Source organism: Patiriisocius sp. 208BN25-11 (assembly GCF_058147145.1).
The window spans coordinates 522,419-549,022 of sequence record NZ_JBYVJY010000001.1; the positions used below are offsets into that span (position 1 = coordinate 522,419).

The 26,604-nt window shown below is 36.7% G+C and carries 18 protein-coding genes; 1 reads left to right on the forward strand and 17 read right to left on the reverse strand.

The window, feature by feature from the left end; genetic code table 11:
• Nucleotide 1: 1 nt before the first annotated feature.
• From ACY2RS_RS02445 to cyoE, 3 genes are read right to left on the reverse strand one after another with little or no spacing between them, the layout of a single operon-like run.
• Nucleotides 2-982 (reverse strand): cytochrome c oxidase subunit 3, encoded by a 981-nt coding sequence (locus ACY2RS_RS02445; RefSeq protein WP_490097008.1) that lies wholly within the window; start codon nucleotides 980-982, stop codon nucleotides 2-4.
• A 45-nt stretch (nucleotides 983-1,027) separates the two neighbouring features.
• A complete protein-coding gene (locus ACY2RS_RS02450; RefSeq protein WP_490097009.1) occupies nucleotides 1,028-1,609 on the reverse strand; it encodes a cytochrome c oxidase subunit 3 in 582 nt (193 codons plus the stop codon).
• Nucleotides 1,610-1,635: 26 nt separating this feature from the next.
• Nucleotides 1,636-2,529, reverse strand: a complete 894-nt coding sequence (cyoE, locus tag ACY2RS_RS02455) for a heme o synthase (protein ID WP_490097010.1) — start codon at nucleotides 2,527-2,529, stop codon at nucleotides 1,636-1,638.
• Between the two features lie 143 nt (nucleotides 2,530-2,672).
• Between cyoE and ACY2RS_RS02460 the strand changes: the two genes are divergently transcribed.
• Nucleotides 2,673-3,545: an MBL fold metallo-hydrolase gene (locus tag ACY2RS_RS02460; protein ID WP_490097011.1), complete on the forward strand. Its 873-nt coding sequence runs from the start codon at nucleotides 2,673-2,675 to the stop codon at nucleotides 3,543-3,545.
• A gap of 6 nt (nucleotides 3,546-3,551) precedes the next feature.
• Here the strand turns inward: ACY2RS_RS02460 and ACY2RS_RS02465 are convergent, their stop codons facing one another.
• From ACY2RS_RS02465 to ACY2RS_RS02530, 14 genes are all read right to left on the reverse strand, one after another.
• Nucleotides 3,552-5,681, reverse strand: a complete 2,130-nt coding sequence (locus ACY2RS_RS02465; RefSeq protein WP_490097012.1) for a gliding motility protein RemB — start codon at nucleotides 5,679-5,681, stop codon at nucleotides 3,552-3,554.
• A gap of 115 nt (nucleotides 5,682-5,796) precedes the next feature.
• Complete coding sequence (locus ACY2RS_RS02470) at nucleotides 5,797-6,588, reverse strand: energy transducer TonB (RefSeq protein WP_490097013.1); 792 nt, start codon at nucleotides 6,586-6,588, stop codon at nucleotides 5,797-5,799.
• 152 nt (nucleotides 6,589-6,740) lie between these two features.
• Entirely contained in the window at nucleotides 6,741-7,460 is a 720-nt protein-coding gene (locus tag ACY2RS_RS02475) for an energy transducer TonB (RefSeq protein ID WP_490097014.1), read from the reverse strand.
• 72 nt (nucleotides 7,461-7,532) lie between these two features.
• Nucleotides 7,533-7,925 carry a VanZ family protein gene (locus tag ACY2RS_RS02480; RefSeq protein ID WP_490097015.1) on the reverse strand — a complete coding sequence of 131 codons (393 nt, stop codon included), beginning with the start codon at nucleotides 7,923-7,925 and terminating at the stop codon, nucleotides 7,533-7,535.
• The gene (gene gcvH, locus ACY2RS_RS02485; protein ID WP_490097016.1) at nucleotides 7,891-8,271 is read right to left on the reverse strand and encodes a glycine cleavage system protein GcvH; all 381 of its coding nucleotides are present in this window, start codon (nucleotides 8,269-8,271) and stop codon (nucleotides 7,891-7,893) included. Before gcvH ends, ACY2RS_RS02480 begins: the two co-directional genes overlap by 35 nt.
• Before the next feature lie 29 nt (nucleotides 8,272-8,300).
• Entirely contained in the window at nucleotides 8,301-15,587 is a 7,287-nt protein-coding gene (sov, locus tag ACY2RS_RS02490; RefSeq protein WP_490097017.1) for a T9SS outer membrane translocon Sov/SprA, read from the reverse strand.
• Nucleotides 15,588-15,608: 21 nt separating this feature from the next.
• Nucleotides 15,609-16,190 (reverse strand): Holliday junction branch migration protein RuvA, encoded by a 582-nt coding sequence (ruvA, locus tag ACY2RS_RS02495; RefSeq protein WP_490097018.1) that lies wholly within the window; start codon nucleotides 16,188-16,190, stop codon nucleotides 15,609-15,611.
• Between the two features lie 86 nt (nucleotides 16,191-16,276).
• On the reverse strand, nucleotides 16,277-18,571 hold the full coding sequence (locus ACY2RS_RS02500) for an NADP-dependent malic enzyme (protein ID WP_490097019.1): 2,295 nt from the start codon (nucleotides 18,569-18,571) through the stop codon (nucleotides 16,277-16,279).
• 148 nt (nucleotides 18,572-18,719) lie between these two features.
• Nucleotides 18,720-19,643 (reverse strand): tRNA epoxyqueuosine(34) reductase QueG, encoded by a 924-nt coding sequence (gene queG / locus ACY2RS_RS02505; protein ID WP_490097093.1) that lies wholly within the window; start codon nucleotides 19,641-19,643, stop codon nucleotides 18,720-18,722.
• 1 nt (nucleotide 19,644) lies between these two features.
• Nucleotides 19,645-20,979, reverse strand: a complete 1,335-nt coding sequence (locus ACY2RS_RS02510; protein ID WP_490097020.1) for a cytochrome P450 — start codon at nucleotides 20,977-20,979, stop codon at nucleotides 19,645-19,647.
• 32 nt (nucleotides 20,980-21,011) lie between these two features.
• Complete coding sequence (ruvB, locus tag ACY2RS_RS02515) at nucleotides 21,012-22,034, reverse strand: Holliday junction branch migration DNA helicase RuvB (RefSeq protein ID WP_490097021.1); 1,023 nt, start codon at nucleotides 22,032-22,034, stop codon at nucleotides 21,012-21,014.
• A gap of 278 nt (nucleotides 22,035-22,312) precedes the next feature.
• Entirely contained in the window at nucleotides 22,313-24,139 is a 1,827-nt protein-coding gene (locus tag ACY2RS_RS02520) for a cytochrome c oxidase subunit I (protein WP_490097022.1), read from the reverse strand.
• Nucleotides 24,140-24,156: 17 nt separating this feature from the next.
• The gene (locus ACY2RS_RS02525) at nucleotides 24,157-25,221 is read right to left on the reverse strand and encodes a cytochrome c oxidase subunit II (RefSeq protein WP_490097023.1); all 1,065 of its coding nucleotides are present in this window, start codon (nucleotides 25,219-25,221) and stop codon (nucleotides 24,157-24,159) included.
• Nucleotides 25,222-25,242: 21 nt separating this feature from the next.
• Nucleotides 25,243-26,592: a quinol:cytochrome C oxidoreductase gene (locus ACY2RS_RS02530; RefSeq protein WP_490097024.1), complete on the reverse strand. Its 1,350-nt coding sequence runs from the start codon at nucleotides 26,590-26,592 to the stop codon at nucleotides 25,243-25,245.
• Nucleotides 26,593-26,604 lie beyond the last annotated feature (12 nt).

Here is a 26,604-nt window from a genome sequence, read left to right on the forward strand (position 1 = left end):
ATTAAACAAGGTAGAAGAAGGTAAATACAAATACCCATACTAGATCGACAAAGTGCCAATACAATCCTACTTTTTCAACCATTTCATAACTCTTTCTACGTTCGTAGGTACCAATTACTACATTAAAGAATATAATGATGTTAATGATTACCCCAGAGAATACGTGGAATCCGTGAAATCCAGTAATAAAGAAGAAGAAATCTGCAAATAATGGATGTCCGTATTCATTGTGTTTTAGGTTTGCACCTTCTACAACCAGTTTACCGTCGTTTTGAATTTTCGCAATCGACTCTGCTCTTGACAATACCGTTGGATGACCATTCTCATCAAGGTATTGTGTACGGATTAATAAGTTATCGTTTGCTAAGAAACCAGCTTTCACTTCTTCGAAGTTATAGGATGTTTGATCATTTCCAGACATGTACCATACTCCTTCACTTGCTTCATGCGCAACGTCTGTAGAAGGTAATGTTTGTGCAAAACTACCAATAGCTACACGGTTACCGTCTGTGTCTAAGAATTGTAATATTTTACCTCCTTTGGTTTCTACAGCACCATAATCTCCTTTGATAAATGTTGCCCACTCCCATGCTTGTGATCCTACGAAAATAGCACCTCCAATAATGGTTAAGAACATGTACATGGCTACTTTACTCTGCTTCATTTTATGCCCAGCATCTACGGCTAATACCATAGTTACAGAAGAGAAAATAAGAATAAAGGTCATAAACGCTACGTAAAACATAGGCGCTGGTACTCCGTGTAAAAACGGAAAGTGTGTAAATACTTCATCGGCGATAGGCCAAGCATCTACAAACTTAAATCTTGAAAAGCCATAAGCAGCTAAAAAACCAGAGAATGTCAAGGCATCAGATACGATGAAAAACCACATCATCATCTTACCATAACTAGCTCTTAAAGGTCGGTTTCCACCTTCCCAAACACCGCCTTCTTGCGCTGTTGTTGCAACAGTAGTTTCCATAAAAAGAAATCAATTTTTAATTGGGTTCAAAAATACATTAAATTTTTATCTCACGAAATATAAAAACAAAAACAGATAGATCCATAATATGTCTACAAAATGCCAAAAAGTGGCAGCAAGTTCAATACCAAGGGTTTTTCCGTTTGTGTACTTTAATTTGTAATGATTATAAATTACAACTAGTATACAAATAAGACCAGCAATAATATGGGCTAGGTGTAATAACACCACTAAATATATAAAGGATGTAGTAATACTACTTTCACTTCCTGTAAAGAAATATCCATTTTCGATAATTTGAGAAAAGCCAAGAAATTGTAAATACACAAAAACTACTCCCAACACAAAAGTTGTTATTAGCAAGCCCATACCCATAGCATTTTGCTCGTTCTTCACAGCCTTTTTTGCCATGATAAACGTAATACTACTCAAAATCATTACCGCAAGACTGATATAAAACGCTTGTGGAATTTCAAAATCTGTCAACCAATCGGCGCGCTCTTTGCTAATGATATAGGCACTTGTTAGTCCAGCAAAACTCATCCCTAAACTAATCATCCCAAAAAGAAGCATGTTCTTTTTAGCGCTGCGTATTTTTTGTTCTTCTGTTCCTTGCGTGTAGTCCATTTTCTTTTCTGAAATTTTAAAGGGTATTACCTAATAAATTTATCTGCCACATATATAATTTGCAATAATGTAATATAACTCACACTTACCAACATGAGTTGTCGTGCTGCTTTATCTGTTTTTTGTTGGTACAATCTAATTCCGTAATAGATAAACCAAATTCCTAATCCACCAATCAACACTGCCGAAATTGGCGTGATATAAAAAGCTCCTGTAACACCAAATGCTGGAATTAAAGATGCCAATACAGTACATACACTATAAAATATGATTTGTACTGCAGTACCTTTATCTCTTTTTCCTGTAGGCAACATAAAGAAACCTCCTTTTTTGTAATCTTCAAATAAGAACCAACCAATGGCCCAAAAATGAGGAAACTGCCAGAAAAACTGTATCATAAACAAGGTGCCTGGCTCAATTCCAAAATTATTGGTTGCTGCTACCCATCCTAACATAAAAGGGATGGCGCCTGGAAAAGCCCCCACAAAAACAGACAAGGGTGTTTTTGTTTTTAATGGCGTATACAACAACACATACATAAAAATTGAAATCGCACCAAACATAGCGGTTTGTGGATTGATGGTATACAATACTGCAACCCCAATAATGGTAAGTACGATGGCAATAGCAAGTGAAGTATTTACAGACATCCTCCCCGCTGGTATAGGCCTGTCTTTGGTTCTGTCCATCAAGGCATCCAAATCACGCTCCATAATCTGGTTGTACACGTTGCTTGCTCCTACCATGCAATAACCTCCAATACAAAGTAGCAGCAAGGTCATAAAATCTACTGTGGTGGCACCTAATAAATATCCTGCAATAGAAGAAAACACAACACTTACAGACAACCTAAGCTTGGTGATTTCTGTGAAATTTTTAACCCATGAAGTGGGTACTGTTTGTGTTTGTGTAACTGACAATAGGTATGGTTTTAACCCAAAGGGTCATTTTCAGACTGCAAAGATACGGTACATCTCTATTTTTAACCAATTTATAACAGATTATCTACGTTAAAAATTACAGCTAATTTGTAATTTGGTGTGCTTATCAAAACACTCAACACATGCGTAGTATTATTTTCAGCCTAGTTGCCTTCTTTTCCTTCCCGATATTTTCTAGTGCTCAGGAAAAAGAGAGCATTTTTTCGATGCAGAAAATTTCAGAAAACATTTACATGCTAAAAGGCAAAGGAGGTAATATTGGATTAAACATTGGTCCAAAAAGCACCCTAATGATAGACGATCAATTTGCCAACCTTACGCCTGGTATTTTAGAACAAATACATACACTTAGTAAAAACCCTGTACAGTATTTAGTGAATACGCATCATCATGGAGATCATACAGGAGGGAACGCTAATATGAGTGAAGCAGGAGCGACCATTGTAGCGCACGATAATGTGTACAAAAGACTTACAGAGCAGCAAAAAGAAGCTGCCATGCTACCAAATATTACCTTTTCTGAAGATGTTACGTTTCACTTTAACGGCGAGCCTGTTATGGTGTTTCATGTTCACAATGCCCATACAGATGGGGATGCTATTGTATTTTTTACCCAAAGCAATGTGATGCACACGGGCGATGTTTTATTTAAAGGCAGATATCCTTATATAGATTTAAAAAGTGGCGGAAGTGTGCAAGGCTATATCAAAGCCTTAGAAAATATTCTCATGCTCACCGATGCAAATACTAGAATCATTCCTGGTCATGGGGATTTAGCTGGCCCTAAAGACCTTGCCATCACGATTAATATGCTGAAAGATATTCACAAAAAAGTATCAGACTTACATTCAGTTGGAAAAACCGAGGAAGAAGTACTTTCCTCAACAACAATTACTGAAGCATATGACGCCAAAGGCTTTGGGGATGGCTTTATCAATACAGAGCGTATGCTAAAAACGGTGTATGCAGATATAGCGAAACAGAAAAAGAAGTAACTTCTTTTAAAAATCGTAATACCAATTAAAAATATCGGTACGAATTCCAAAGTTTACCCAGGTGGTATTCTCGTCAAAGAAATTGGTTTGCTGTTGTTCTGGAGAAAAATCTCTAGCAATTAGACTTGCATAAATTTTTAGGTTGGTCGCTGGATTAATAAGATACCCCCCTTGTAATTCTGCATGAAAAAAGGTGGATGTATTTCCTTGTCCGACCTCATTTCCTAAATCACTTACTCGAACGTCTTCGGTACCGTAAATATCACCTCCATAAAATCTATCGTCGGTAGCAGTATCAAACTCCACTCCTCTTTTGGCAACGATCACTTTTAAGTCTCCAAAAATGCGACCGCGATTGTAGCGTGCTATCCCAATAAACTCAGAGAAATTAGCTCCTAAAGTATGTGCGAGTGATTGGTTGTTATGTCCGTAATTTAATATCACACTATTGTGTGAATAAGTATAGGGGCGCACTCTATTATATTCTGCTTGCAACATCAAGCCTTTCATATTTAGAGGTTCATAGTATTTTACCCCTAACTGAAATCCTGTTTTGTTTTTGTAACTCCCATTACCGCTAAATACATCATCGCCAGAAAATTCATCAATAATCCATTGTCCATACGCGTTTATCTTATCGGTGAACTTATACTTAGAACTCAAACCAATAATTGCGTTTCCACCACGAGAACCCACACTAAACTCTATTGCTCGGTAAAAAATAATGGGATTTATGTAGTTAAAGTCGAAGCCTTGGTTGTTGTCATTTTCCCAAATAACCGTTTCAAACAAACCAATATTCCAACGTTTGGTGATGTTATAACTCAGGTAATGATTTGCCATATACTTTGGCCTATAGGTGCCACTTTCGGTCACTTCTGGGCGCACATCACGTAAAAACATCCAGGTGTTGGTGTATTTTAATTTCCAGAAGGTGGTATTTAATTTTATAAATGGATACGGACTTGCATTGTCACTTAAAAACAAAGAACGGTACCCATCACCGATAAAGTTTTTACCATGACCTAATTGCGCATTGAACCATTTGCTTGGTGAGTATGACACATATCCAGTAGCCAAAGGATAATCATATGAATCTGTTCTAAAGTCTTTTGCAATACCAAAGCCAGGTATAATAGCTGGATTTCCACCATCGGGTTTAATCGACTCTGCATACCTATTAAAATAGCCCGCAAAACGCCCTTGACTTTCATAAACTACGGCATAAAAGCTTATGTTTTTTCCAATACCACCTTGCAATTGAGCTAAGCGTGTATTGTTGTAGGTATTTATATCATCTCCAATGTCTTTACCCGCTTGTAAATCTACTCCAGGATCTACCGTAAGCCAATAATCTTTGCCACGGAGACGCACCATATTTTCGTTCCAAAGCTTTCTTCCAAACCAAGATGTTTTATCAAAAAGGAGCGGGGCTTGTTGTTCTTTGAAATTGTAGTACTTGTTTACCTCGCTGTAGATATAAGGTTTTTGCGCAGTATGATTATTTGTTCCCACACGATTTAAAGCTGCATCAAAACGTGCGTATTCATGATGCGATAAAGGCACATTAATATTACTTTCAAACAATGGGTCATCGTATGCAAGATTTTCAATGGCATCATATTCATTTACTAACGAGTCGTTTTGCTTTTGTGTTTCTGAAATATTAGATGAATTTACATTTTTTTGGGTTTCTAAAATTTCCGAAGCAGTAAAAACAGCTTTTTGAGGTTGTTGCAAGGGGATTGCAATGGGCATTGTAAACTGCACATAGGTAGGATTTCCGTTATAGGTGGCAGGCGTGATTTTTGGAATGGCTTCAAACACTCTTTTTGTTTCAGTTTTCAACGCATCGTAAATAGCATCTACATATAATACTTTAAAATTTCCAGAAGTATTTACTTCAAAAAAGACCTTAATGCTTCCTTGATAGTTTTCTTTTGAAACAATTTCAGGTGTTTTAAACGTGCTATATACAATTTGTTGTAGTTCATTGTAAAAACAAGTTTCGAGTGCCTTTATTTCGACATTTTCGCAAGCAGCAAATACTGGGAATTTCTCAAATGAAGTAGCAGTATTTTGAGCAACTGCTATATATGATGCAAGAAAAAATACAATAAGAGCAGGAGTTTTCATGAAGGTAGATTTTGGTTTGGAAAGATACAATTTTTTAAACACAGCGTATAATTCCAAAGAAAAAGCCTGCTCGATAAAAGAACAGGCTTTTTTTGTTTGTGTCAATGATAAATATTTAATTTACTTTAAATGCAATTGGAACCATATAAGAAACTGGGACATTATGCGTCCCCATTTTTCCTGGAGTCATTTTTGGTAATTTACTTAATACACGTATTCCTTCTTTTTTCATGGCTGCATTTGGAGCACTGGCAACTACTTCTTCAACATCTCCATTTTTATTGATTGTAAATTGCACATAAATATTATGTGTTTTATTTTTCTCTAATCCAGAGAAACGATCTGATCTAAATTTTTTACTTATAAAAGCATTAATTTTTGAATTCATACAAGCCTTTTTCTCTTCATTAGTACCTAAAGACTCACATCCAGGAAATATAGGCACAAACTCTACTTGATTTAGATTTCTAGTTTTACCTGTATCTATTGGAGGATCTGACACCACAGGTGTAGTTGGTATTTCTGGGGTAGTTACGGCAGTTGCAACTGTTTTAACAGGCATATCTACTAGGCGTGCGGTGTTTTTAACCACCTTTACTACTTCTGTAATGGTTTGTACTTTCGGCCTTGCTTTTACTACCTTGGCTATAGGCTCAGATTTTGGCATTTGTTTCTCTACCGTGTAGACCTTTACAGGAAATTCATCTAATGTAATTCCTTCTTTGGGTGCAAAACTCCCAGGACTTCCCACATTAATTTCCATAGCAAAAATGGTTGCTATTAAACTAAAAATTAAACCTATTTGAAAAAAAATCACTCCGTGAGATTTACGGTTGACACTTTTTTTGGCTTCCCTTTTACTAAGCATTTTTGGTTGGTTGCTAGTTACATTTACTGATGGTTTCATAATATATGTATTTAAGGGTTCATAATACTATGTTAACATCAAGGGTCATGCCACGGTGTAGATCCCGAAAGCTTTCGGGACGAAAATGAAAAACCAAAAAAAATCCCATTCATAAAATGAATGGGATTTTAAATTCTTTAAAAACTAGTTTCCTAATTTTCTATCTGGAATCTAATTGGCAGCGAGTATAAAACCCCTACTGCTTGACCACGTTGCTTACCAGGTGTCATTTTTGGTAATGCATTAATGGTTTTAATAGCTTCTTGTTTTAATTTAGGGTGTGGTGCACGTGCTTGAACATTGGTAATGTTACCAGTTTTATCAATCTTGAACTGCACATAGATTTGTTGAATTCCTTCCAAACCTAAATCACCTGCTAAGTCTGTATTAAATTTCTTTTGTACAAACTTCTGAACTTTCTCAGACATACATTTTTTCTTAGCAGCATTGTTTCCAGCGCTTTCACATCCAGGGTAAATTGGCACATTTTCAATAACAGCAAAAGGTACATCATCAATTACTTCTTCTACAGCCTCTTCAATTTCTTCAATCTCAACGATCTCTTCTTCTTGACTTACCTCTGTAGATTCGATAATAGTTTCTTCAATTTCTTTTTCATCTTCTACTACTTCAATTACCTCTGGCGCTGGTGGCGGTGGAGGTGGTGGCGGTGGCGGTGTTAAGATTTCCGTAATTGGAATGTCTTCTTCAAGATCATCTCCTACGTTTAACGTATCTAACGATAAATCTCTGTCATAAGACTTCCACTCTACTGCTTGCCAAGACAAAAACAACATAAGCGCTAAGCCTGCTAAAAAGTAGACACCACTCCATTGCTTTAAATCTGCTTTTGGATTTTTTTTAGGTTCCATAATTGAAATTTTAGAATCGTTGTTAAAAATATAGAAAATCTATTATACTGTAAAACAATACTGCGTTAATTACTAAATAAATTTTCGGATACGATGTATTACAAACACTCCTAGGACTAGTCCGCAAAGATTTGCCATAACATCAAAAATATCTGCACCGCGTGTAGGTACAAATTGCTCTTGTAACACCTCAATAAGTATGCCGTATAATAGAGCTCCTAGGAATAAAAGAAAATAGATTGTAGTATCTGAAACACGTTTCTTTTTTGATACTGCATAACAGGTCCAAACAATAAAAAGAAACGCATGTATAAAAACATGCACAACTTTATCTACATGAGGTACTCCAATTTTTGGTGCTCCAGAAATTGGAGTTAATAATGCTATTGAAATTAGTATTGTATAGAGTGCTCCTGCAATAAATAGGTATTTAGGCTCCCACAAGTGCTTTATAGTCTGCCTCATCTAATAAGTCTTCTATTTCATCTGGATTTGAAATCTTAATTTTAATCATCCAGCCTTCTCCGTAAGGATCACTATTCACTTTTTCAGGCTCAGATTCTAAGCTATCATTAAACTCAATAATCTCTCCAGACAATGGTAAGAATAAATCTGAAACTGTCTTTACAGCTTCAACGGTACCAAATACCTCTTCGGCATCTAGAGTTTCATCTAATGTTTCTACTTCTACATATACAATATCACCAAGTTCTCCTTGGGCAAAATCTGTGATTCCAACTGTGGCTACATCACCATCAATAGCAATCCATTCGTGATCTTTTGTGTACTTTAAGTTTGCAGGAATATTCATTTTCAAATAATTATGTGTTATATATATTTTTAATTTCCGAAGTTATAGCGCAAGGTCAAACCACTACGAATTGTTGTTTGTGGAAACGCAGTAGAGATGGCATACTCTGAGAAGGTATGATCATAATAAAATGCTGCCGTTAAGTTTTTACTCAAAGCATAATCCATTAAGAACTGAATTCCATAAATAGTTTGTCCTGCAGTAGTTTGATTATTTTCAATATCCAAGTAACGAATAATGGTTCTGTTATCTCTTCTTGAAAGATCTAATTTGAAATTTAAGTCACTCTTAAGTACTTGCTTTTTACCCCCAAAATTAGTTCCGATACGTAGGTCTTTAATTCTATATCCAAGACCTAAAATAATTTCATCACCTTTTATTTCGGTTAAAAGGTTATTCGCAAAACTAAGACCTAAGGCTCTATCTTTTCTATACTCTGCACTAATTTTTACAGAGTTTTTCATTTCAAGATCTACTTTTAATAGTGGTGAAAATTGCTCTGTCAAGTTCACATTTGTCAAAAATTGTTCGCTCTTAAAATCACCTGCTTGATCTGTAGATGCTGTTGCTGGGTTACCATCTCTTGCTCTATCATAATCTAGATTGGTTTGGAACTGATTCACTGTATACCCAGCTCTATAACCATGTTGTAACGAGAATCTCTTAAAGCGTTTCTTAAACCATCCCAATCTCATAAAACCTGTGTACTTAATATCCCAGTTTGGTAATGGTACATCTCTAAAAATGCCTGTTTTTTCACTTCCTGCATCACTTCCTTTGTAGGCTGCTAAGAAAGAAGGCAATAATACATCCTGACTTGTAGGTCCAAAACCAATAGGATATCCCGTTTCTGGATCTACTGGGAAACTATCGGTACCATAAAAATCGCGTGCTAATCTATTTGCTACAATCAACCTATTGCTTCTAAAAGAATCAAAAGCTTCAGAAGCCTCATCGGTGGTGCTTTGAAATGCAGTACCAATTAACAAGGTCGAAATATTAAAGTTACCTCCAGTTACAGGAGTTAACGAATTATACTGACCGTCTTCTATGATATAGTTTTCTGAATAATTCTCTGCATAAATTCTACTACCATTAATATCTATCTTAAGGTCACGTATAGGCTCTAAGTTAATTTGAGCATCTAACTGTACACTTTCATTTTCTGTGTACTGTTCGTTGTATTCTGGATATAATGTTAACCAACCATTTCGAGCTGCCTCATCTCGAACCTCTGCTTGACTTCCAAAGGTAAATCCAGCAGTAGGCTTCAACGTACCAACAAAACCAATAGATGGTGTATATCCTGGCAAGAAAATACCATTTGTTTCTTGATAATTAAATTGCATTTTCTTGATCATGGTAGCTAATCCAATAACCGTATTCACTGCCTTATCACCAGTACTCAGACCTCCACTATTCATTGAGCCTCTTTCTCCTCCAGCACCTAATTTATCATCACTTTCTTTACTTGTTGCCCCTAGAGCGCCAGATCTACTGTCTTCGTTACCTACCTTACCATTTCTACCGCCATCTCTTCCATTACCATCAAGACCTGGTTTTCCATTTCGTCCACTACCATTTCTACCTCCACGAGCATTGGATTTTTTTGCTTTTTTCTTTGAAAGACCTATATATCTATAGAAAGCACTCATATCAAATGTAGAATTGATACGATGCGTACTTGCATTTTGAATAGAATTACCCAGATCATAGGTTTGAATCGAACCATCTTGTAATTCGATATCTATGTTATTGAATAAATCACTACCATCTTGCCATTGGAAATCACCTGTATACGAATACGTAGCTCTAATCCATTTTAGGAAAGGAAATTTCGCCGTAGGCAAATCATAATTTAATTGCAGTGATTGGAAGTGTTGATTAGGGTCTCCAACATCAAAGAATCCATCAAAAACTCCAATTTCATTATTAGCAACTCCTTCATCATTAATGTAGTTGGTCACAATTCTATTATTGGACGTTGTAAAATTAAATCGTAGTGACTTTGTTAAATTATAATTGATGGCATAATCCCAATCAAATAAATAATTTCTTTGATACAACACAGGTAAGCCTAGGTTGCCATCTTCTAAATCTAATTCTCTAAACTTTTGTTCATTATGCTGACGCACAATATTAGAGTTCACTGCAATACTTGTAGGTAAATAATTAAGATTTAAATCTTTTAAGAATTGCCAGTATTTACCTGTAAAAAGAGAATCATTCTTTTTAAACGGTTCTAATGTTTTAGGGGTGAAGTTGTAAGCATAAGTACCTCCCAAACGCACATTTTGATCGAGTGCATCTTCAATTTCAAAATCATTATGATCTACTTGATTATAGGACGCAGAAAGTGTTATGTTCTCAATATCATAAACTTTAGGCTTTCCTTCTCCCGTTCGCTCTTTACGAACACCAATTAAGTTAATACTCTGTCGCTTGGTATAATCAACAGATTGATCTAAAATAGCATCTCTTCTATCAGGATCGGTTTCATTATCCAATCTAGTTTGTAACTCAACATCTTGATATTCGGGATCAAATTGCGGAGTAATTAATTTTTCAGAACGACCATAATTAAAAGGTAGTTGAACCCCCCATTTTTTTGGTAACATTTGTCCAAGGTTCAAATTCGTTACCAAGTCGTACTCTTCTATATCTTCTCTGCTACGTTCATTAGGCCCTTGTTCTAGAGAACCAAAACCTATGGTGCTAATTCTACCCGTGGCACTCACATTTGCAAAATCGGCTAAGTTTGCGTCCATGGCAGCAACAGCAGCCCATCCTCCTTGATTTTGCAATTCAGACAAACGCAATTCATTAAACCAAACTTCACCACAAATATCTGTATTGGTTTCATTTCTAACTCCAATCATTGCCACACGTACATCACCAAAACTTGGATTTCCTTTCATACCTACTCGAAGGACATTTCCGGGTAACCCATCAATATCTCCTTCTTCAAAAAAGTGTAATTGATTAGGAGTATAGGTTGCCGGATCACCTAACACCAATGTCTTAACGTCTTGTAACAAACTAAGAGGTAAGTCTAATCTATTTTCGACTGGCCATATTTCTTCAGCACTCGTGGTTCCAAAAGGCGTAGGTCTTAACGGAATCTGAACTTCATAAAAACTTTCGGTTAAATCATTACCCATTCTAATAAAGGCTACCATATCACCATCTGCCAATGCAGTTTCGTTGGTAATAGACTCGGCATGGATAAACATTTCTAAATTTTTGTATTGACGCATATCAACACTAAAATTTTTATACACCCCTCTACCATCATTGGGTTCTAAACCACAAACACGTAATGCTAATGACTGCTCATCTTGTCGAATGATATTGTTATTATTATTAAGTTGTTCACGCACCACACCAGGAGGCAATCTATAGGGTATAGGTTGTCTGTTTTCGTTATCAATAATATTTACGGCTTCAACTTCAAATACGGTATCATCTAATGCTGGGTCTTCCAAAGTTCCTTCTTCAAGGGTTTGTAGGTATCTTCTGTAATCACCACGCACTAATTCTAAAGTTCCAAAACGAAGGGTTGTTGGTTGCTCAAACCCAGACATATACATACGCATAAAACGTATTGATCTAAAGTCTGATATCCCATTTACAGCTCTATCAAAATCGGCTACTGGGACTTTAAACTGCACCCAACGAACATCTAGAGAGCTATTGTCTGGTAATGTTAAAGTACTTTCACGAACATCTGTTACAAAATCATTGGTAGCAGGGGTTAAGGCATTTCTATTAATAGGGATGTTATATTCATAATAGCTATCTACCGTATTCATGGAGTTGTCACGGTTAATATCTTCCACATCAGGCTGTGTGGTAGAACCTCTGTCTGTATTGGTTACGTCTACAGGCGAATTCCCTTCTGTTCCATTGTACAATTTATAGCGGCTTCTAATATCACCCGTGGCTTGTAAGAAATATTGGTAATTATCGTTTGCAGGATCGGGTAAGCCACTAAATGCGGGAAACATTGCTGCTTCTTCAGCACTATTTAAACCATCGTATCCAACATCTTGATTGGTACGATCCTGGCCTTCTGTATCAAATGTGTATACTAACGATTGATTGGTAGGTACTTTACCCCAAACTGTTGGAGTTGTGTTTGTAGTAGAACCATCTTGAGGTAGTCCATTTTCGTATTGTTTACGACCATCTTTTAATACGTCTTCGGAAATATTACCTAAATTAAAACTTAGCGTACCTCCATTATTGGTATTATTTTCTTCATAAATGAAGGGATCCATTACCCAAAACTGAATAAACTCAACATTACTTCTCTCAAAATCTGTTGTTGTTAATTGTCTAGAAATACCGCCAAAATTATCTACAGGGTTTGGTAACTCATTCGTGCCAGCTGCAGCAGGATTAAAGTTATATTCGCCACGTTCACTAGGATAGAAAGAAAGGTCTAAAGAAAATAATGCCTGTGTTTGTCCTTGAATAATGTCCTGTTCTGGGAAAATTTCATCTCTAAAAACACGTCTTGTAAATGGATTTGATAAATCTTGATCTGTAATACCGTCTGGTCTTTGACTGCTATAAAAAACAGGGTCAATAGTATACCAGTTTAAACGTGCACGTTTGTAGTTAGAATCTAAAATACTATTTCCAATTTCCCCTCCAAAACCATCAGGAGGAGCAGCGAGATTCCAGGTAAGAGGTGAGCTAATATCGAACTCTGTTTGAGATGATTCAAAATCGTCAATATACACTGTTGTTCTTCCTCCAAAATCAGACACCTCTGGCGCGCTTGGTAACAAATAAGCAAATTCACCACGGATTGAGAAATTAGACTCTACATCGGTATCAATATTAGGAAGCTTATTAACCAAACGTGTTAAAAATGGAACTTCTGTTGCATAGTTAACATTCACACCAAAAATTTGGTTGTTTATAGGCTCGGCATCAAAATTTGATTTTTGAGTTAGCGGACGCTCATTTAGTTTTAAATAGGTACCTCCAATAATGAAGTTTTCATTAAACTTGTGTTCAATATTTAGTCCTGTAAAACGCTTTGTTTGCTGTCCGAATAAGGTATTATTTTCTACCGTAATATTTACTGGTGTATTAGAAGCCAATAATGCTGGATCTAATATTTGAACGGTACCTGCTTGATAATTTACAGTATAATCTACTCCTTCAGCTAAGGTTCTTCCCCCTGCAGTTACCACCACAGATCCTTGAGGAATATTGAAGGCTCCAATTGGAATACCATTTCCTCCACTTGATTTATAACGTCCTTTTAACTGAAACTTATTCTTGTCACTGTCTTCCTGTTCTGCCTGTATTTTTGTGGAACGATACATTGAACGGAATACATATTTTTCTTGGTTGGCATTATAACTTGAAGGCATATCATACTGAGTAGCTCCAGCATTTGTTTCATCTTCAAGTTTATCAAATAAGAACTCCCCAAAAGGCTCAACACTTGTAAAAATGATACGTCCATTTTGAGTATCAACGGTTAACCCTGGAATAAAATCGAAGAACCCATCTCCTCCTTGTTGTGGATCATTATTAAAATTCAACCTATCTAAATTAAACACTTTTAATAGGATGGTTTGATCTACATCATCTGGTAAAGCAATAGCAGGATTGGTGATAGAACCTTCAGAAGGTATAATATAATTTAATGGTGACGGATCTCTATATTGGATATCTAATCTAAAGTCTTCTTGTTCTAATTGAAAAGCACCTAAACTGTAGATGTTTTTCATCATTAAGTCCCAAATAGGTTCAGAAACATTTGTTATGTTACTCTTTAGTAGCTTAACGATTAAGTTTTGTGGTATTCCTTCAATATCATCCATCCCGGGATTTCCAGGCTCACCTGGCTCTACAATTCCTCCTGTGGCATCTACACCATCGGTAGAAAATTCTCCAACTTGAAATACTCTCCCGTTTACTGTATACTGGAAAGAAACAGCAATAACTTCATCGTTATTTAAACGCTGATTTAAAGAAATATACCCTAATTGAGAGTTAATGGTAAATTCATTAGGCTGTAACCTTCTTGCATTTTCTAGGGTTAAAAAATCTACCCCATCTTGAACTTGAACACCACCAAAACCTTGTTGTACTGTAGCAATATCACGAATTTGATCGCTTAAAATACTCTGCACACTTGGATCATCAATTCCAAAGGGGTTAAAATCATTATTTGCATTATCTGGAAATGCAGATGCAGGTCTATTTAAAAATCCTCCAGGGATGTTATCCAATCCCACATTAGAAATATCCGATTCTCCAATATCTTGAACTGCAACAATATTACGTACATCTTGTGTTTGGTTCCCACGATTGGTAATCCAAGCTTCTACACGTGTAATTTGAACATTGGAACGAATAAAAGGATACTGTTCTAAAACCCTATCGTAGTTATCTCTAAAATAATGTCCTAAGAAAAAGTGACGATTTTCGTCATAATCTAAAGCATATATCTCATAATCTGTAACAGTACCTCCACCCTCTGTGGTTACATTTCTAGTTTCAGATTGTTGTTCAGAAAACACTCCAGTAATGGTTGTCTTTCCAAACTGTAATTCTGTTTTTACACCAAATAAACTCTGGGCACCAGGAATTAATGTACTATTTAGGGGCATGCTTACATTACCCACTTCTATAGATCGAATAATATCGTCTTCGGTTGGGGTATACTCCAATTTCACTTGATTTTGAAAATCAAAGGTAGATTGGGTGTCGTAATTAGCAGTAACTTGTAGACGCTCTCCAACTTTACCTAATAAACTCAAGCTAATTCTTTGAGCAAAATCAAAAGAGAGGTTACTTCTGTTTCTTGGAGAAAATGCTGGATTGTCTTGTTTGGTATACAAAATACCTAAATCCATTTCTACCGTTCCTTGTGGTATTATCTCAATAGTGTCTCCTCCAAAAACCGATTCAAAAAAGCTAGATCTAACATAAAACTTGGGTAATAAGTTTTTTTGTGCTTCTTCAGAACCTTCTTTTCTACCATCTGCAGCATCGATTTTTTCTTTAAAATAATCGCGCATTTGCTCCTTCAATATCAAATCTCGGTACTCTTCTGGAGTTAAGATTACAGGCAAACCTATATTAAAATCCCCTAACATTTCGCTGTAATAATAGCGATCTGTAACAGGATCATAGGTGTATAAACTCTCTATGCTTGAAGACGGAGGAAGCTCAATACGCCCCATAGAAGCGCCTGTAGCTGTAGAATCCTGTGCAACTGCACTGGTAAACCCTCCAATAATGATACTTAAAAATACGAATTGCTTATAAAAGCTATTTTTAAACATGGTAAAATTTGTGCCCAATACTTATAATTTTTTTAAAGCCTGCTTTATAATTTCCTCAATAGTCGCCTGAGGGTATTCTTTAATCACTACATCACAAACTTTTTCAGCTTGTTTGCGTGAAAAACCTAAAGTCTCCAAAGCAGATAACGCTTCATTTTTGTTCGTATTGCTTGAAACTACAGAAACATCTTCCAAGCCATACACCTTTAAAATTTTATCTTTCAAATCCAGCAACACACGCTGTGCTGTTTTTGCCCCAATTCCCTTTACAGATTGAATGGTTGCAACATCACTTCCCGCAATTGCATCAATTACTTGTTTTGGAGACAATGAAGACAACATCGTTCGTGCTGTGCTTGCTCCAACACCAGAAACTGAAATTAACAACCTAAAAATCTCTCGCTCAGCCACACTAGAAAACCCATATAAAATATGCGCATCTTCACGCACTTGTAAATGGGTAAATAATGTAATGTCTTCTGAGGAGGGAAGCTGTGAAAACGTATGCAGTGAAATGTTTACAAAATACCCAACACCATGACAGTCTATAACTACATCGGTTGGTGATTTTTCAACAAGTCTTCCCTTTAATTGGGTAATCATACGTTATCAAAATGTTAATGCCGTCAAATATAGTATATTTTATCGGCTTAGATACACGGCTACATCCTAAATTTTCTTCGGAAATATTACTGGTTTTTAGCTGTTTTAGCTCTCTTTTCTTTTTGCTGAGCATCTACTACAGAAACGGCCGCCATATTTACAATTTCTTCAACACTCGCCCCTAGCTGAAGTATATGAACTGGCTTACGCATTCCTAACATAATAGGCCCTACAGAATCAACGCCGTTGATCTCTTTTAAGAGCTTATAATTACTATTGGCCGCAACCAAATTTGGAAAAATAAGTGCATTCACTTTCTTACCTGCTAATTTAGAGAACGGAAATTTGCTTTGTAACATTTCAGCATTTAAAGCAAAATCTACTTGTAGCTCTCCATCAATATGCATATCTGGATTGGTTCTATGTAAATACGCTACAGCATCACGCACCTTGGTGGCATGCGGATCTTTTGAAGAACCAAAATTTGCATAACTTATCATTGCTATTACAGGAGTTAACCCAAACATCTTCATGGTATAATTGGTCATCTGCGCAATCTTAGCCAATTCTTTTGCGGTTGGATCTATATTAATGGAAGTATCACTAATAAAAATTGGTCCGCGCTTGGTTAGCATCATGTTGGTTGTAGCCACTTTATTAACTCCGTCAAAACGACCAATGGTTTCAAGTACCGGACGCACTACAGCTGGATAGGCTCTTGAATACCCAGAAATCATGGTGTCAGCATCTCCTTCATTTACCATCATCGCAGCAAAATAATTACGCTCTCTCATTAATTTTTGCGCATCAAATAAGGTCACACCATTTCGGCGTCTATTAATAAATAATTTTTCGGCATAGCGCGCTAAGGTTTCTGCCTGTTCATCTGTTTTAGGGTCAATTATTTGCACATCGGCATCAAATTCAATTTGCTCCATGAGCTCCTCAATAATAGCTTTTCTACCTAGCAATATTGGAATTCCAATTCCTTCTTCATGTACAATCTGAGCAGCCTTGAGTACATTTAAATGATCTGCTTCTGCAAAAACAATACGCTTCGGGTTTCGTTTTGCTCTGCTGTACAATAAGCGAATGATCTTATTATCAGACCCCATACGCTCATTTAATTCGTCCCTATATTTTTGCCAATTGCTAATAGGCGCTGTTGCTACCCCACTGTCCATGGCTGCTTTTGCCACCGCAGGAGGAATATGATCAATCAATCTTGGATCAAAAGGTTTGGGTATGATATAGTCTTTTCCAAAAATTAATTTTGTTTCACCGTAGGCAATATTTACCTGTTCGGGTACCGCTTCTTTTGCAAGTGCTGCCAATGCTTTTACAGCAGCCATTTTCATTGCTTCATTAATCTTGGTCGCACGCACATCTAAAGCGCCTCTAAAAATAAAAGGAAATCCAAGCACATTGTTTACCTGATTAGGATGATCACTTCTACCCGTGGCCATAATAATATCTTCTCTAGAAGCTACGGCCTCCTCATAAGAAATCTCTGGCGTTGGATTTGCCATTGCAAAGACAATAGGGTTTTCCGCCATAGATTGCACCATAGCAGGTGATACAATATCTCCCACCGAAAGTCCGAGAAAAACATCAGCGCCTTTCATCGCATCTGCCAAAGTATTGTAGTTTTTATCTGTTTTAAATTGGGCTTGTAGAGGAGATAAATCATTACGACTCATGTCGAGTAATCCATCAATATCAAACATGGCAATGTTTTCAATGTTGGCGCCTAAGGCTACGTATAAATTAGCACAAGACACTGCTGCAGATCCTGCGCCAGAAATCACAATACGAATATCTTCAATAGATTTCTCTGCTAATTCGAGGGCATTTAACAAGGCAGCTGAAGAGATAATAGCAGTACCATGCTGATCGTCATGCATCACAGGAATGTCTAATTCTTCTTTTAGTCTTCGTTCGATTTCAAAAGCTTCGGGAGCTTTAATATCTTCTAGATTAATCCCTCCAAACGTAGGGGCTATGTTTTTAACCGTCTCTACAAAAGCATCTATGTCTTCTGTATTTACTTCAATATCAAACACATCAATATCTGCAAAAATCTTAAAGAGCAGGCCTTTTCCTTCCATCACAGGTTTTGAAGCTTCTGGACCAATATTCCCTAAACCTAGAACTGCAGTTCCATTACTTATTACTGCAACTAAATTTCCTTTAGCTGTGTATTTATAAACATTTTCAACATCTTTAGCTATTTCCAAACAAGGCTCTGCAACACCTGGAGAATACGCTAATGAGAGATCACGTTGGGTTGCATATTTCTTGGTTGGGACTACTTGTATCTTTCCAGGTTTTGGCTTGGCATGATACAATAGTGCTTCACGACGTTTACTTTGTTTGCTCATAACAACTAATTGTTTTTACTCGTAACCTACAAATGTAATAGAGTGGACTTAAAATGGGGTGTTAATTTAAAGATATTTCATGGGTTTTGCTCTTCGGAAATTGAACAACTCCACCTACATTCGCATCATCAATAATAGTGATTGATTCTTAGGGTTTCAGAAAGCTAATATTTCGGCGTAACCCTTCAAACTTAGTTCGCTTTACAGCACTTTTTTTAAAAATTTCTGAGAATACCTCTTGTGTAATTTCTTCCCACTCTTTTTTGGATTTGGAAAGTAATTCTGGATGTGGATGAAACAAAGGTTCTTTGTGTGCTTTGCTAAATCGGTTCCAAGGACATACATCTTGACATACATCACAGCCAAACATCCAATCCTCAAACTGACCACTCACATTCGTTGGAATTTCGTTCTTGAGTTCGATGGTAAAATAACTAATGCACTTGCTACCATCTACTTTGTATGGATCGACAATTGCTTGGGTAGGACAAGCATCTATGCATGCCGTGCAACTCCCGCAATGATCGGTCACAGGTGTATCATACTCCAATTCTAGATCGATAATTAGTTCTGCAATAAAATAAAAAGAACCCGTTTGTTTAGAGAGTAGGTTGCTGTGTTTTCCTATCCAACCCAAGCCGCTCTTAGCAGCCCACGCCTTATCTAACACTGGTGCGCTATCCACAAAAGCGCGTCCATGCACCGCGCCTATTTGTTCTTGAATGGTATGTAATAATTCTTTAAGCTTGTCTTTAATTACAAAATGGTAATCGGTGCCATAGGCATATTTTGATATCTTATAACTGTCTTCTCGTTGTTGCGTTTCAGGATAGTAATTGAGTAACAAAGAAACAACACTTTTAGAACCTTCTACTAGTTTGGTGGGATCGAGGCGCTTGTCAAAATGGTTTTCCATATACTGCATTTCACCATGCATGTTATTTTTCAACCATGCTTCGAGTCGCGGCGCTTCTTCTTCTAGAAAACCTGCTTTGCTAATACCACAAGACATAAACCCCAAGCGCTTGGCTTCGGCTTTGATAAATTGGGTATGATTATTTTTAAGAGAAATACTAGCTTCTTTTTACAAACTCCAAGATAGCATTTTTTGGTTTCAATGTAATCAATGGGTTTATTTCTATAGGTGTTGTTTTTTCTGAAATTTTATAGGTCGAAACTAATGTCGCAATACTCAAAATCATTTCATACATAGCAAAATTGTTCCCAATACACATTCTAGGTCCCGCACCAAAAGGAAAATAATGTGACGAGAAGTCTTTGGGTGCTTTTCCAGAAAATCTAGCTGGTATAAATTCTTCTGGAAAGTCCCAAAAGGTTTTATCTAAGTGAATTTCTTTAATTGAAAAAAGTAAATTAGAGTTTTTCAATAAATCCTTGCCTTCAAAATGATCCTCTTCTACATTAATTCTATCTATGAAATATGCAGGCGGATATAGACGCATGCTTTCTTCAACAACATTTTTTGTATAAGGACAGTTCTTTAAAAGCTCCATTAGATTTGAACTAGTTGCTTTGGCACTTTGCACTTCCCGAAATACTTTTTCTTGTTCTTCAGGATGTGTCGCTAAGAGCAAGGTTGTAAACGTAAGTGCATTTGATGTGGTTTCATGTCCTGCTACAAAAAGTATTAAAATTTCATCTATAAGCTGTTCTTCATGCATTGGACTTCCATCTTCATAACGAGCATCGAGCAGCATATCTAGCAAATCATTATGGCGTTTACCACTCTGTTTTCTATCCTGAACCAATTGTTTTAATATAGATCTAGACGCCTTGGTTTTAGACACATTCCTTCGAATCTTCCCACTAGCTTTAAACCACCAAGCTAAGTAAGGCTGTCGTAATTCTTTAACCAACATGTTTTGAGCTTCCTCGGTAATATGTTGTAATTGGCTAATTTGAGCTGCATCTGCCGCATCACTAAACAACGCTTTCACAACTGTTTGAAATGCCAGATCATTAAAGACTGGAAAAATATCAAAAGGAACGTTGGACTTAATTTTTAAAATTTCAGTAGTAATAGCCTCTTGAATAGTCTCTAAAAGTGAAACTAACTGCTTTTTATGAAACGCAGGCTGAATTAGTTTACGCTGTTTTTGCCATAGTTCACCTTCGCTAGTCAACAAACCTTTACCAACGTACTTAGCTAAGTCTTTTGTCTGGATGGGAGACTTTGTGTAATTTTTTTGATTGGATTGCAATACATGTTTCAAAAAACCAGCATCTCTTGAAAAAAACACTGCATTACCAAACCCCAAATTTAATTTAAAAGTATCTCCTTTTGCCTCAAAGTTATGATGATGAAAAGGCAAAGGATTTTTTAAAATCTTTGCTGCGTATCTCAAAAAAGTGAATGCAGAAATTTCAGGAATTTTATTTTGAGACATACATTTTATTTTTAAAGTAACATACCTAATTTTTAAAACAACCCACCCTGAACTGAACCCTTTATTTTACCAAGATGTCTATAGGCGGCTTCGGTAACTTCTCGTCCTCTTGGTGTTCGCATAATAAAACCTTGCTGTATTAAAAAAGGCTCATACACTTCTTCGATAGTTTCAGGGCTTTCGGAAACAGCTGTTGCTATGGTGGTAATACCAACCGGACCACCCTTAAACTTATCTATAATGGTATTGAGAATTTTGTTATCCATTTCATCAAGGCCGTGTGCATCTACATGCAATGCCTCTAATGAAAACTTAGCAATTGCAATATCTATGGAACCGTTTCCTTTTATTTGAGCAAAATCTCGTACTCTTCTCAACAATGCATTTGCAATTCGAGGCGTTCCTCTACTTCTTCCAGCAATCTCTATAGCTGCTTCCATAGATATTGGGACATCAAGAATATTAGCACTTCTTTGTATGATGGTGGTGAGTAGTTCTGTAGTGTAATATTGTAATCTGGATGCAATCCCAAAACGCGCTCTCATGGGTGCTGTTAACAGACCAGATCGAGTGGTGGCGCCTACTAAGGTAAAAGGAGCCAAATGTATCTGAACAGAACGAGCATTGGGTCCTGTTTCGATCATGATATCAATTTTGTAGTCTTCCATGGCAGAATACAAATACTCTTCTACAATAGGACTTAAACGATGTATTTCATCTATAAACAAGACATCACGTTCATCAAGATTTGTGAGAAGTCCTGCCAAATCCCCTGGCTTATCTAAAACGGGTCCAGAGGTAACTTTTATACCGACTTCCAATTCGTTTGCTAAGATATGCGCTAAGGTCGTTTTACCGAGTCCAGGAGGACCATGAAACAACGTATGATCTAATGCTTCTCCCCTAAGGTTAGCGGCTTGTACAAAGACTTGTAAATTCTCTAACGCTTGATCTTGACCAGTAAAATCATCGAAACTAAGAGGCCTTAGTTGCTTTTCAATTTCAACATCTTTAGATGATAAATGTTCTTGAGAAGGGTCCAGATGTTCGTTCATAACACAAATATACAAAGGGATTGGCTAGAAAGATACTACAAGATGGTAAGATATAAACAAAAACACCTTCAATATATATTGAAGGCGCTTTAATCATAATGCTCGAAATTCTCCTCAAAACTTCAAGTTAGTTTATAGTATCAAATGTAGGGGGATTCTTAACTTAAAGCAATACCTAGTAATGGGTATATTAGCAATTTAATAGATATTTAACATTTCAGAAAAACAAAAAACCCTCTCTAAAAAGAAAGGGTTTTGATTGTATTAATATCTAATGACTAGTGGTGTAATTCTTCTTCACCCTCTGCCATTGGTATGTGCTGAGGAATAAAGTCTTCACCAGGAATCATATAATCTGTTCCATCTGCATTAGGCTTACTGTAATCGTATGCCCAACGGTGTACTTCTGGAATTGGTCCATCCCAGTTTCCGTGGATATGCTTTACTTCTGCTGTCCATTCTAGTGTAGTAGATTTCCAAGGGTTTTTAGGTCCTTTTTTACCGTAATACATAGAGTGGATAAAGTTGTATAAGAATACCAACTGCGCTGCAGCGGTAATAATTGCAAAAATTGTGATGACAACGTTTACATCTGCTAAGTCATCGAAGTAAGGGAATGCCGTGTTCGTGTAGTAACGTCTTGGCAATCCTGCCATTCCAATAAAATGCATTGGAAAGAATACACCATAGGCTCCAATTATGGTTATCCAGAAATGAACAAAACCTAAGTTTTTATTCAGCATACGACCTTCAAACATTTTAGGAAACCAGTGGTATACCCCAGCAAACAATCCATACAATGCAGAGATACCCATTACCAAGTGGAAGTGAGCTACTACGAAGTATGTATCATGTACGTTAATATCTAAAGCACTATCTCCTAAGATAATTCCTGTAAGTCCACCCGTAATAAAGGTAGACACAAAACCAATAGAGAATAACATGGCAGGGTTCATTTGGAGGTTACCTTTCCAGAGGGTGGTAATCCAGTTAAATGATTTTACCGCAGAAGGAATCGCAATTAATAAGGTTGTAAATGTAAATACAGATCCTAAGAATGGGTTCATTCCTGAAATAAACATATGGTGACCCCATACAATGGTAGATAAAAATGCGATTGCAAGAATAGATGCTACCATGGCACGGTACCCAAAAATTGGTTTACGCGCGTTGGTTGCCATAATCTCTGACACCATACCCATGGCAGGTAATATTACAATATACACCTCTGGGTGACCTAAGAACCAGAATAAGTGTTCGAAGAGTACAGGTGATCCACCTTGGTTGTGCAACACCTCTCCAGCAATAAATATATCTGATAAAAAGAAAGAAGTACCAAAACTTCTATCCATGATCAACATTAAAGCTGCAGACAATAATACTGGGAAAGAAACAATACCAATAATAGCAGTTACAAAAAATGCCCAAATGGTAAGTGGAAGACGCGTCATACGCATTCCTTTTGTTCTAAGGTTGATTACTGTTACTACATAGTTTAGTGATCCCATTAAAGAAGATGCAATAAAGATAGCCATAGAAACTAACCATAATGTCATCCCTGCACCAGATCCAGGTATTGCCTGTGGAAGTGCACTTAACGGTGGGTATATAGTCCAACCTGCAGACGCCGGTCCAGCTTCAACAAATAAGGATAATACCATGATCAAACTTGATAAGAAGAATAACCAATAAGAAACCATATTTAAGAATCCTGAAGCCATATCTCTTGCACCAATTTGCAATGGTATCAAGAGATTACTAAAGGTACCACTCAATCCAGCAGTAAGTACAAAAAACACCATGATGGTACCGTGAATGGTTACCAGTGCTAAATATACACTAGGGTCCATTACGCCTCCTTCTGCCCATTTACCTAATAGTAATTCGAATACTGCAAACGGCTCTTCTGGCCATGCTAATTGCATTCTCATTAAAATAGACATTGCTATTCCAATGATACCCATAAACAAACCTGTAATTAGGTATTGTTTGGATATCATTTTATGATCTGTACTAAAAATGTATTTAGTAATGAACGTTTCTTTGTGATGATGCCCATGATCATCGTGGTGATCTACTGCGTGTACTTCTGCGTGTGCTGACATATCTTAGCTATTTTTTATTATTTTAACGATGTAGCAATAGTTGCTTGTTCTGCTATCCAAGCGTCGTACTCTTCTTGAGTTTCTACTACAATCTTCATCTGCATGTTATAGTGGTTGGTACCACAAATCTTGTTACACAATAACAAGTAATCAAATTCATAAGGCTCTAAAGCTTCTTCACCTTTAGCAGCCAATTCTAAACTATTTTCTCTACGAATGTTATTAATCTTTTGTACTTTATCTACTACATCAGAATCTAGTCTCATTTCTTCGGTAGTAATCGTCGGAGTAAAAGAGAATTGTGTGATCATCCCTGGCACACAGTTCATTTGCGCTCTAAAGTGAGGCATGTACGCTGAGTGCAATACGTCTTGTGAACGCATTTTAAATAATATTTTTCTACCTACTGGTAAATGCAATTCATTTACAACTACATCATCTTGCGCATTTGGATCTGCAGTATCTACACCCAATTGGTTAGCTCCTTCGATTAAACGAACGTTAGCTTCTCCCAAAGTGTTATCTGCTCCACTATATCGAGCTCTCCAATCAAATTGATACGCATACAACTCAATTACCATTGGATCATCTTCTTCACTTACATTCATGATGTCAGTCCAGGTAAACAATCCGTATAAGATTAATCCAGCTAAAACAATTACTGGAATGATGGTCCAAATAAATTCTAGTTTATCGTTATCTGCAAAGAAGGTCGCTCTATTATTTACATTTCCTCTGTATTTAAAAGAGAAATAGCTTAACAACCAAAGTGTAATGAAACCAACAAAGAAAATGATAATCATAGAGATTAACATCAAGTTATCAATCCCTGGTCCATGCTCTGAAGCAGCTTTAGGAAGTAATACATCTCCCCACAACCAAAATGAAACAATTAAAATACCATAGGTGATAAACACAAATAATAACATTAACCATCCGTTTGCGTTATTGTCTTTATCTGTAGCAATCTCTGAGGAGTCACCTAAATCTGCGGCAGCTTTTGACATTCCGAAAATCTTACCCATTTGTAACACGGTGATTCCGAAAAGAATAATTACTAATACAACTAAAAATGCAGTCATCGTTATCTGTCTTCTAAATAATTAATAATGGAAATTTTTACTTTCCTTCATGAATGGGTTATTCTTCACTAATAGTGGTGCTTTTGTCAATGCTGTAAATACAATAAAGATGAAAAGACCTAAGAAGAAAAGTACTGACCCAATTTCTGGCACACCAATAAACCAACTAGCTCCAACGGTACCAGGCATTACCATCACAAAGATATCTATATAATGTCCAACAAGTATTACAATACCTGTCATTACTACGAACCAATTTACACGTTTGTAATCGCTATTCATTAATAGTAATAATGGGAATATAAAGTTCATGGCTAACATGCCAAAGAATGGTAATTTAAAGTCTTCAATACGTGTTAAGAAATATGTTACTTCCTCAGGAATGTTTGCATACCAGATTAACATGAATTGGGAGAACCATAAGTAGGTCCAGAAAATACTAAATCCGAACATGAACTTGGCTAAATCATGAATATGACTATCGTTCACAAACTCTAAGTGCCCTTGAGATTTCAGGAAGATCGTTACCAAGGCAATAGTTGTAATAGCACAAACCATCATTCCAGCTAATACGTACCATCCAAATAAGGTAGAGAACCAGTGTGGATCAAAACTCATAATCCAATCCCAAGACATCATAGATTCTGTATATAAAAAGAATACTAAGAATCCAGCTGAGATTCTAAAGGTCTTCACAAAGTTACGGTGATCGTTTGCTTCTGCATTATCTCCTTGTCGAGAAAACTTAACAGCAAAGTGACGGTATAACATCCATCCTCCTAAAAAGATAGCCGCTCTAATGAGCATAGCCGTTCCGTTTAACCAACCTGCTTTTCCTTGTAATAAGGTATCATGCGCCACTACCTCTGCATCATTCCATACAAAAATGTGGTTCATGTGAAGCACACCAGACATAGCTAATAATACAAACATAATAATACCTCCTGGTACTAAGTATGCCGTAATTGCTTCCATTACTCTAAATAATACTGGAGACCAGCCGGCTTGTGCACAAAAGTTTACAGCATAAAATGCCAACGCACCTAATGCAATCATAAAGAAAAAGAAACAAGCAACATACAATGCTGACCAAGGTCTGTTTTGTAATTGATGCAACGTATGTTCTAAATGTTTTTCTTCATCTGCAGCACTATGAGAAGCTCGGTGTGCTTCATCGCCATGTGCCTTTGCAGTATCGTGACCTGCACTTGCATGAGCATCACCGTGATCATCACCATGTGCCGCCATCATTTCTTTTACCTCTGCAGTCGTACCAGGTGCAGACAAAAACCCTGCGCCAATACCAACAGCACCAATCACCATCAAAATGATTGCGAATAATTTCAGTTTACTAGGTAGCGTATAATTCATATCTAAGCTATT

What these genes read in the sequence shown, in the direction of transcription:
- ruvA (WP_490097018.1), bottom strand. Translation starts at nt 16,190, where the DNA reads ATGATTACCCAATTAAAGGGAAGACTTGTTGAAAAATCACCAACCGAT.
- ACY2RS_RS02465 (WP_490097012.1), bottom strand. Translation starts at nt 5,681, where the DNA reads ATGAAAACTCCTGCTCTTATTGTATTTTTTCTTGCATCATATATAGCA.
- ACY2RS_RS02530 (WP_490097024.1), bottom strand. Translation starts at nt 26,592, where the DNA reads ATGAATTATACGCTACCTAGTAAACTGAAATTATTCGCAATCATTTTG.
- ACY2RS_RS02520 (WP_490097022.1), bottom strand. Translation starts at nt 24,139, where the DNA reads ATGTCAGCACACGCAGAAGTACACGCAGTAGATCACCACGATGATCAT.
- gcvH (WP_490097016.1), bottom strand. Translation starts at nt 8,271, where the DNA reads ATGAATATTCCTGCAAACTTAAAGTACACAAAAGATCACGAATGGATT.
- sov (WP_490097017.1), bottom strand. Translation starts at nt 15,587, where the DNA reads ATGTTTAAAAATAGCTTTTATAAGCAATTCGTATTTTTAAGTATCATT.
- ACY2RS_RS02475 (WP_490097014.1), bottom strand. Translation starts at nt 7,460, where the DNA reads ATGGAACCTAAAAAAAATCCAAAAGCAGATTTAAAGCAATGGAGTGGT.
- ruvB (WP_490097021.1), bottom strand. Translation starts at nt 22,034, where the DNA reads ATGAACGAACATCTGGACCCTTCTCAAGAACATTTATCATCTAAAGAT.
- ACY2RS_RS02470 (WP_490097013.1), bottom strand. Translation starts at nt 6,588, where the DNA reads ATGAAACCATCAGTAAATGTAACTAGCAACCAACCAAAAATGCTTAGT.
- ACY2RS_RS02450 (WP_490097009.1), bottom strand. Translation starts at nt 1,609, where the DNA reads ATGGACTACACGCAAGGAACAGAAGAACAAAAAATACGCAGCGCTAAA.
- ACY2RS_RS02480 (WP_490097015.1), bottom strand. Translation starts at nt 7,925, where the DNA reads ATGAGGCAGACTATAAAGCACTTGTGGGAGCCTAAATACCTATTTATT.
- ACY2RS_RS02500 (WP_490097019.1), bottom strand. Translation starts at nt 18,571, where the DNA reads ATGAGCAAACAAAGTAAACGTCGTGAAGCACTATTGTATCATGCCAAG.
- ACY2RS_RS02460 (WP_490097011.1), top strand. Translation starts at nt 2,673, where the DNA reads ATGCGTAGTATTATTTTCAGCCTAGTTGCCTTCTTTTCCTTCCCGATA.
- ACY2RS_RS02525 (WP_490097023.1), bottom strand. Translation starts at nt 25,221, where the DNA reads ATGACTGCATTTTTAGTTGTATTAGTAATTATTCTTTTCGGAATCACC.
- ACY2RS_RS02445 (WP_490097008.1), bottom strand. Translation starts at nt 982, where the DNA reads ATGGAAACTACTGTTGCAACAACAGCGCAAGAAGGCGGTGTTTGGGAA.
- ACY2RS_RS02510 (WP_490097020.1), bottom strand. Translation starts at nt 20,979, where the DNA reads ATGTCTCAAAATAAAATTCCTGAAATTTCTGCATTCACTTTTTTGAGA.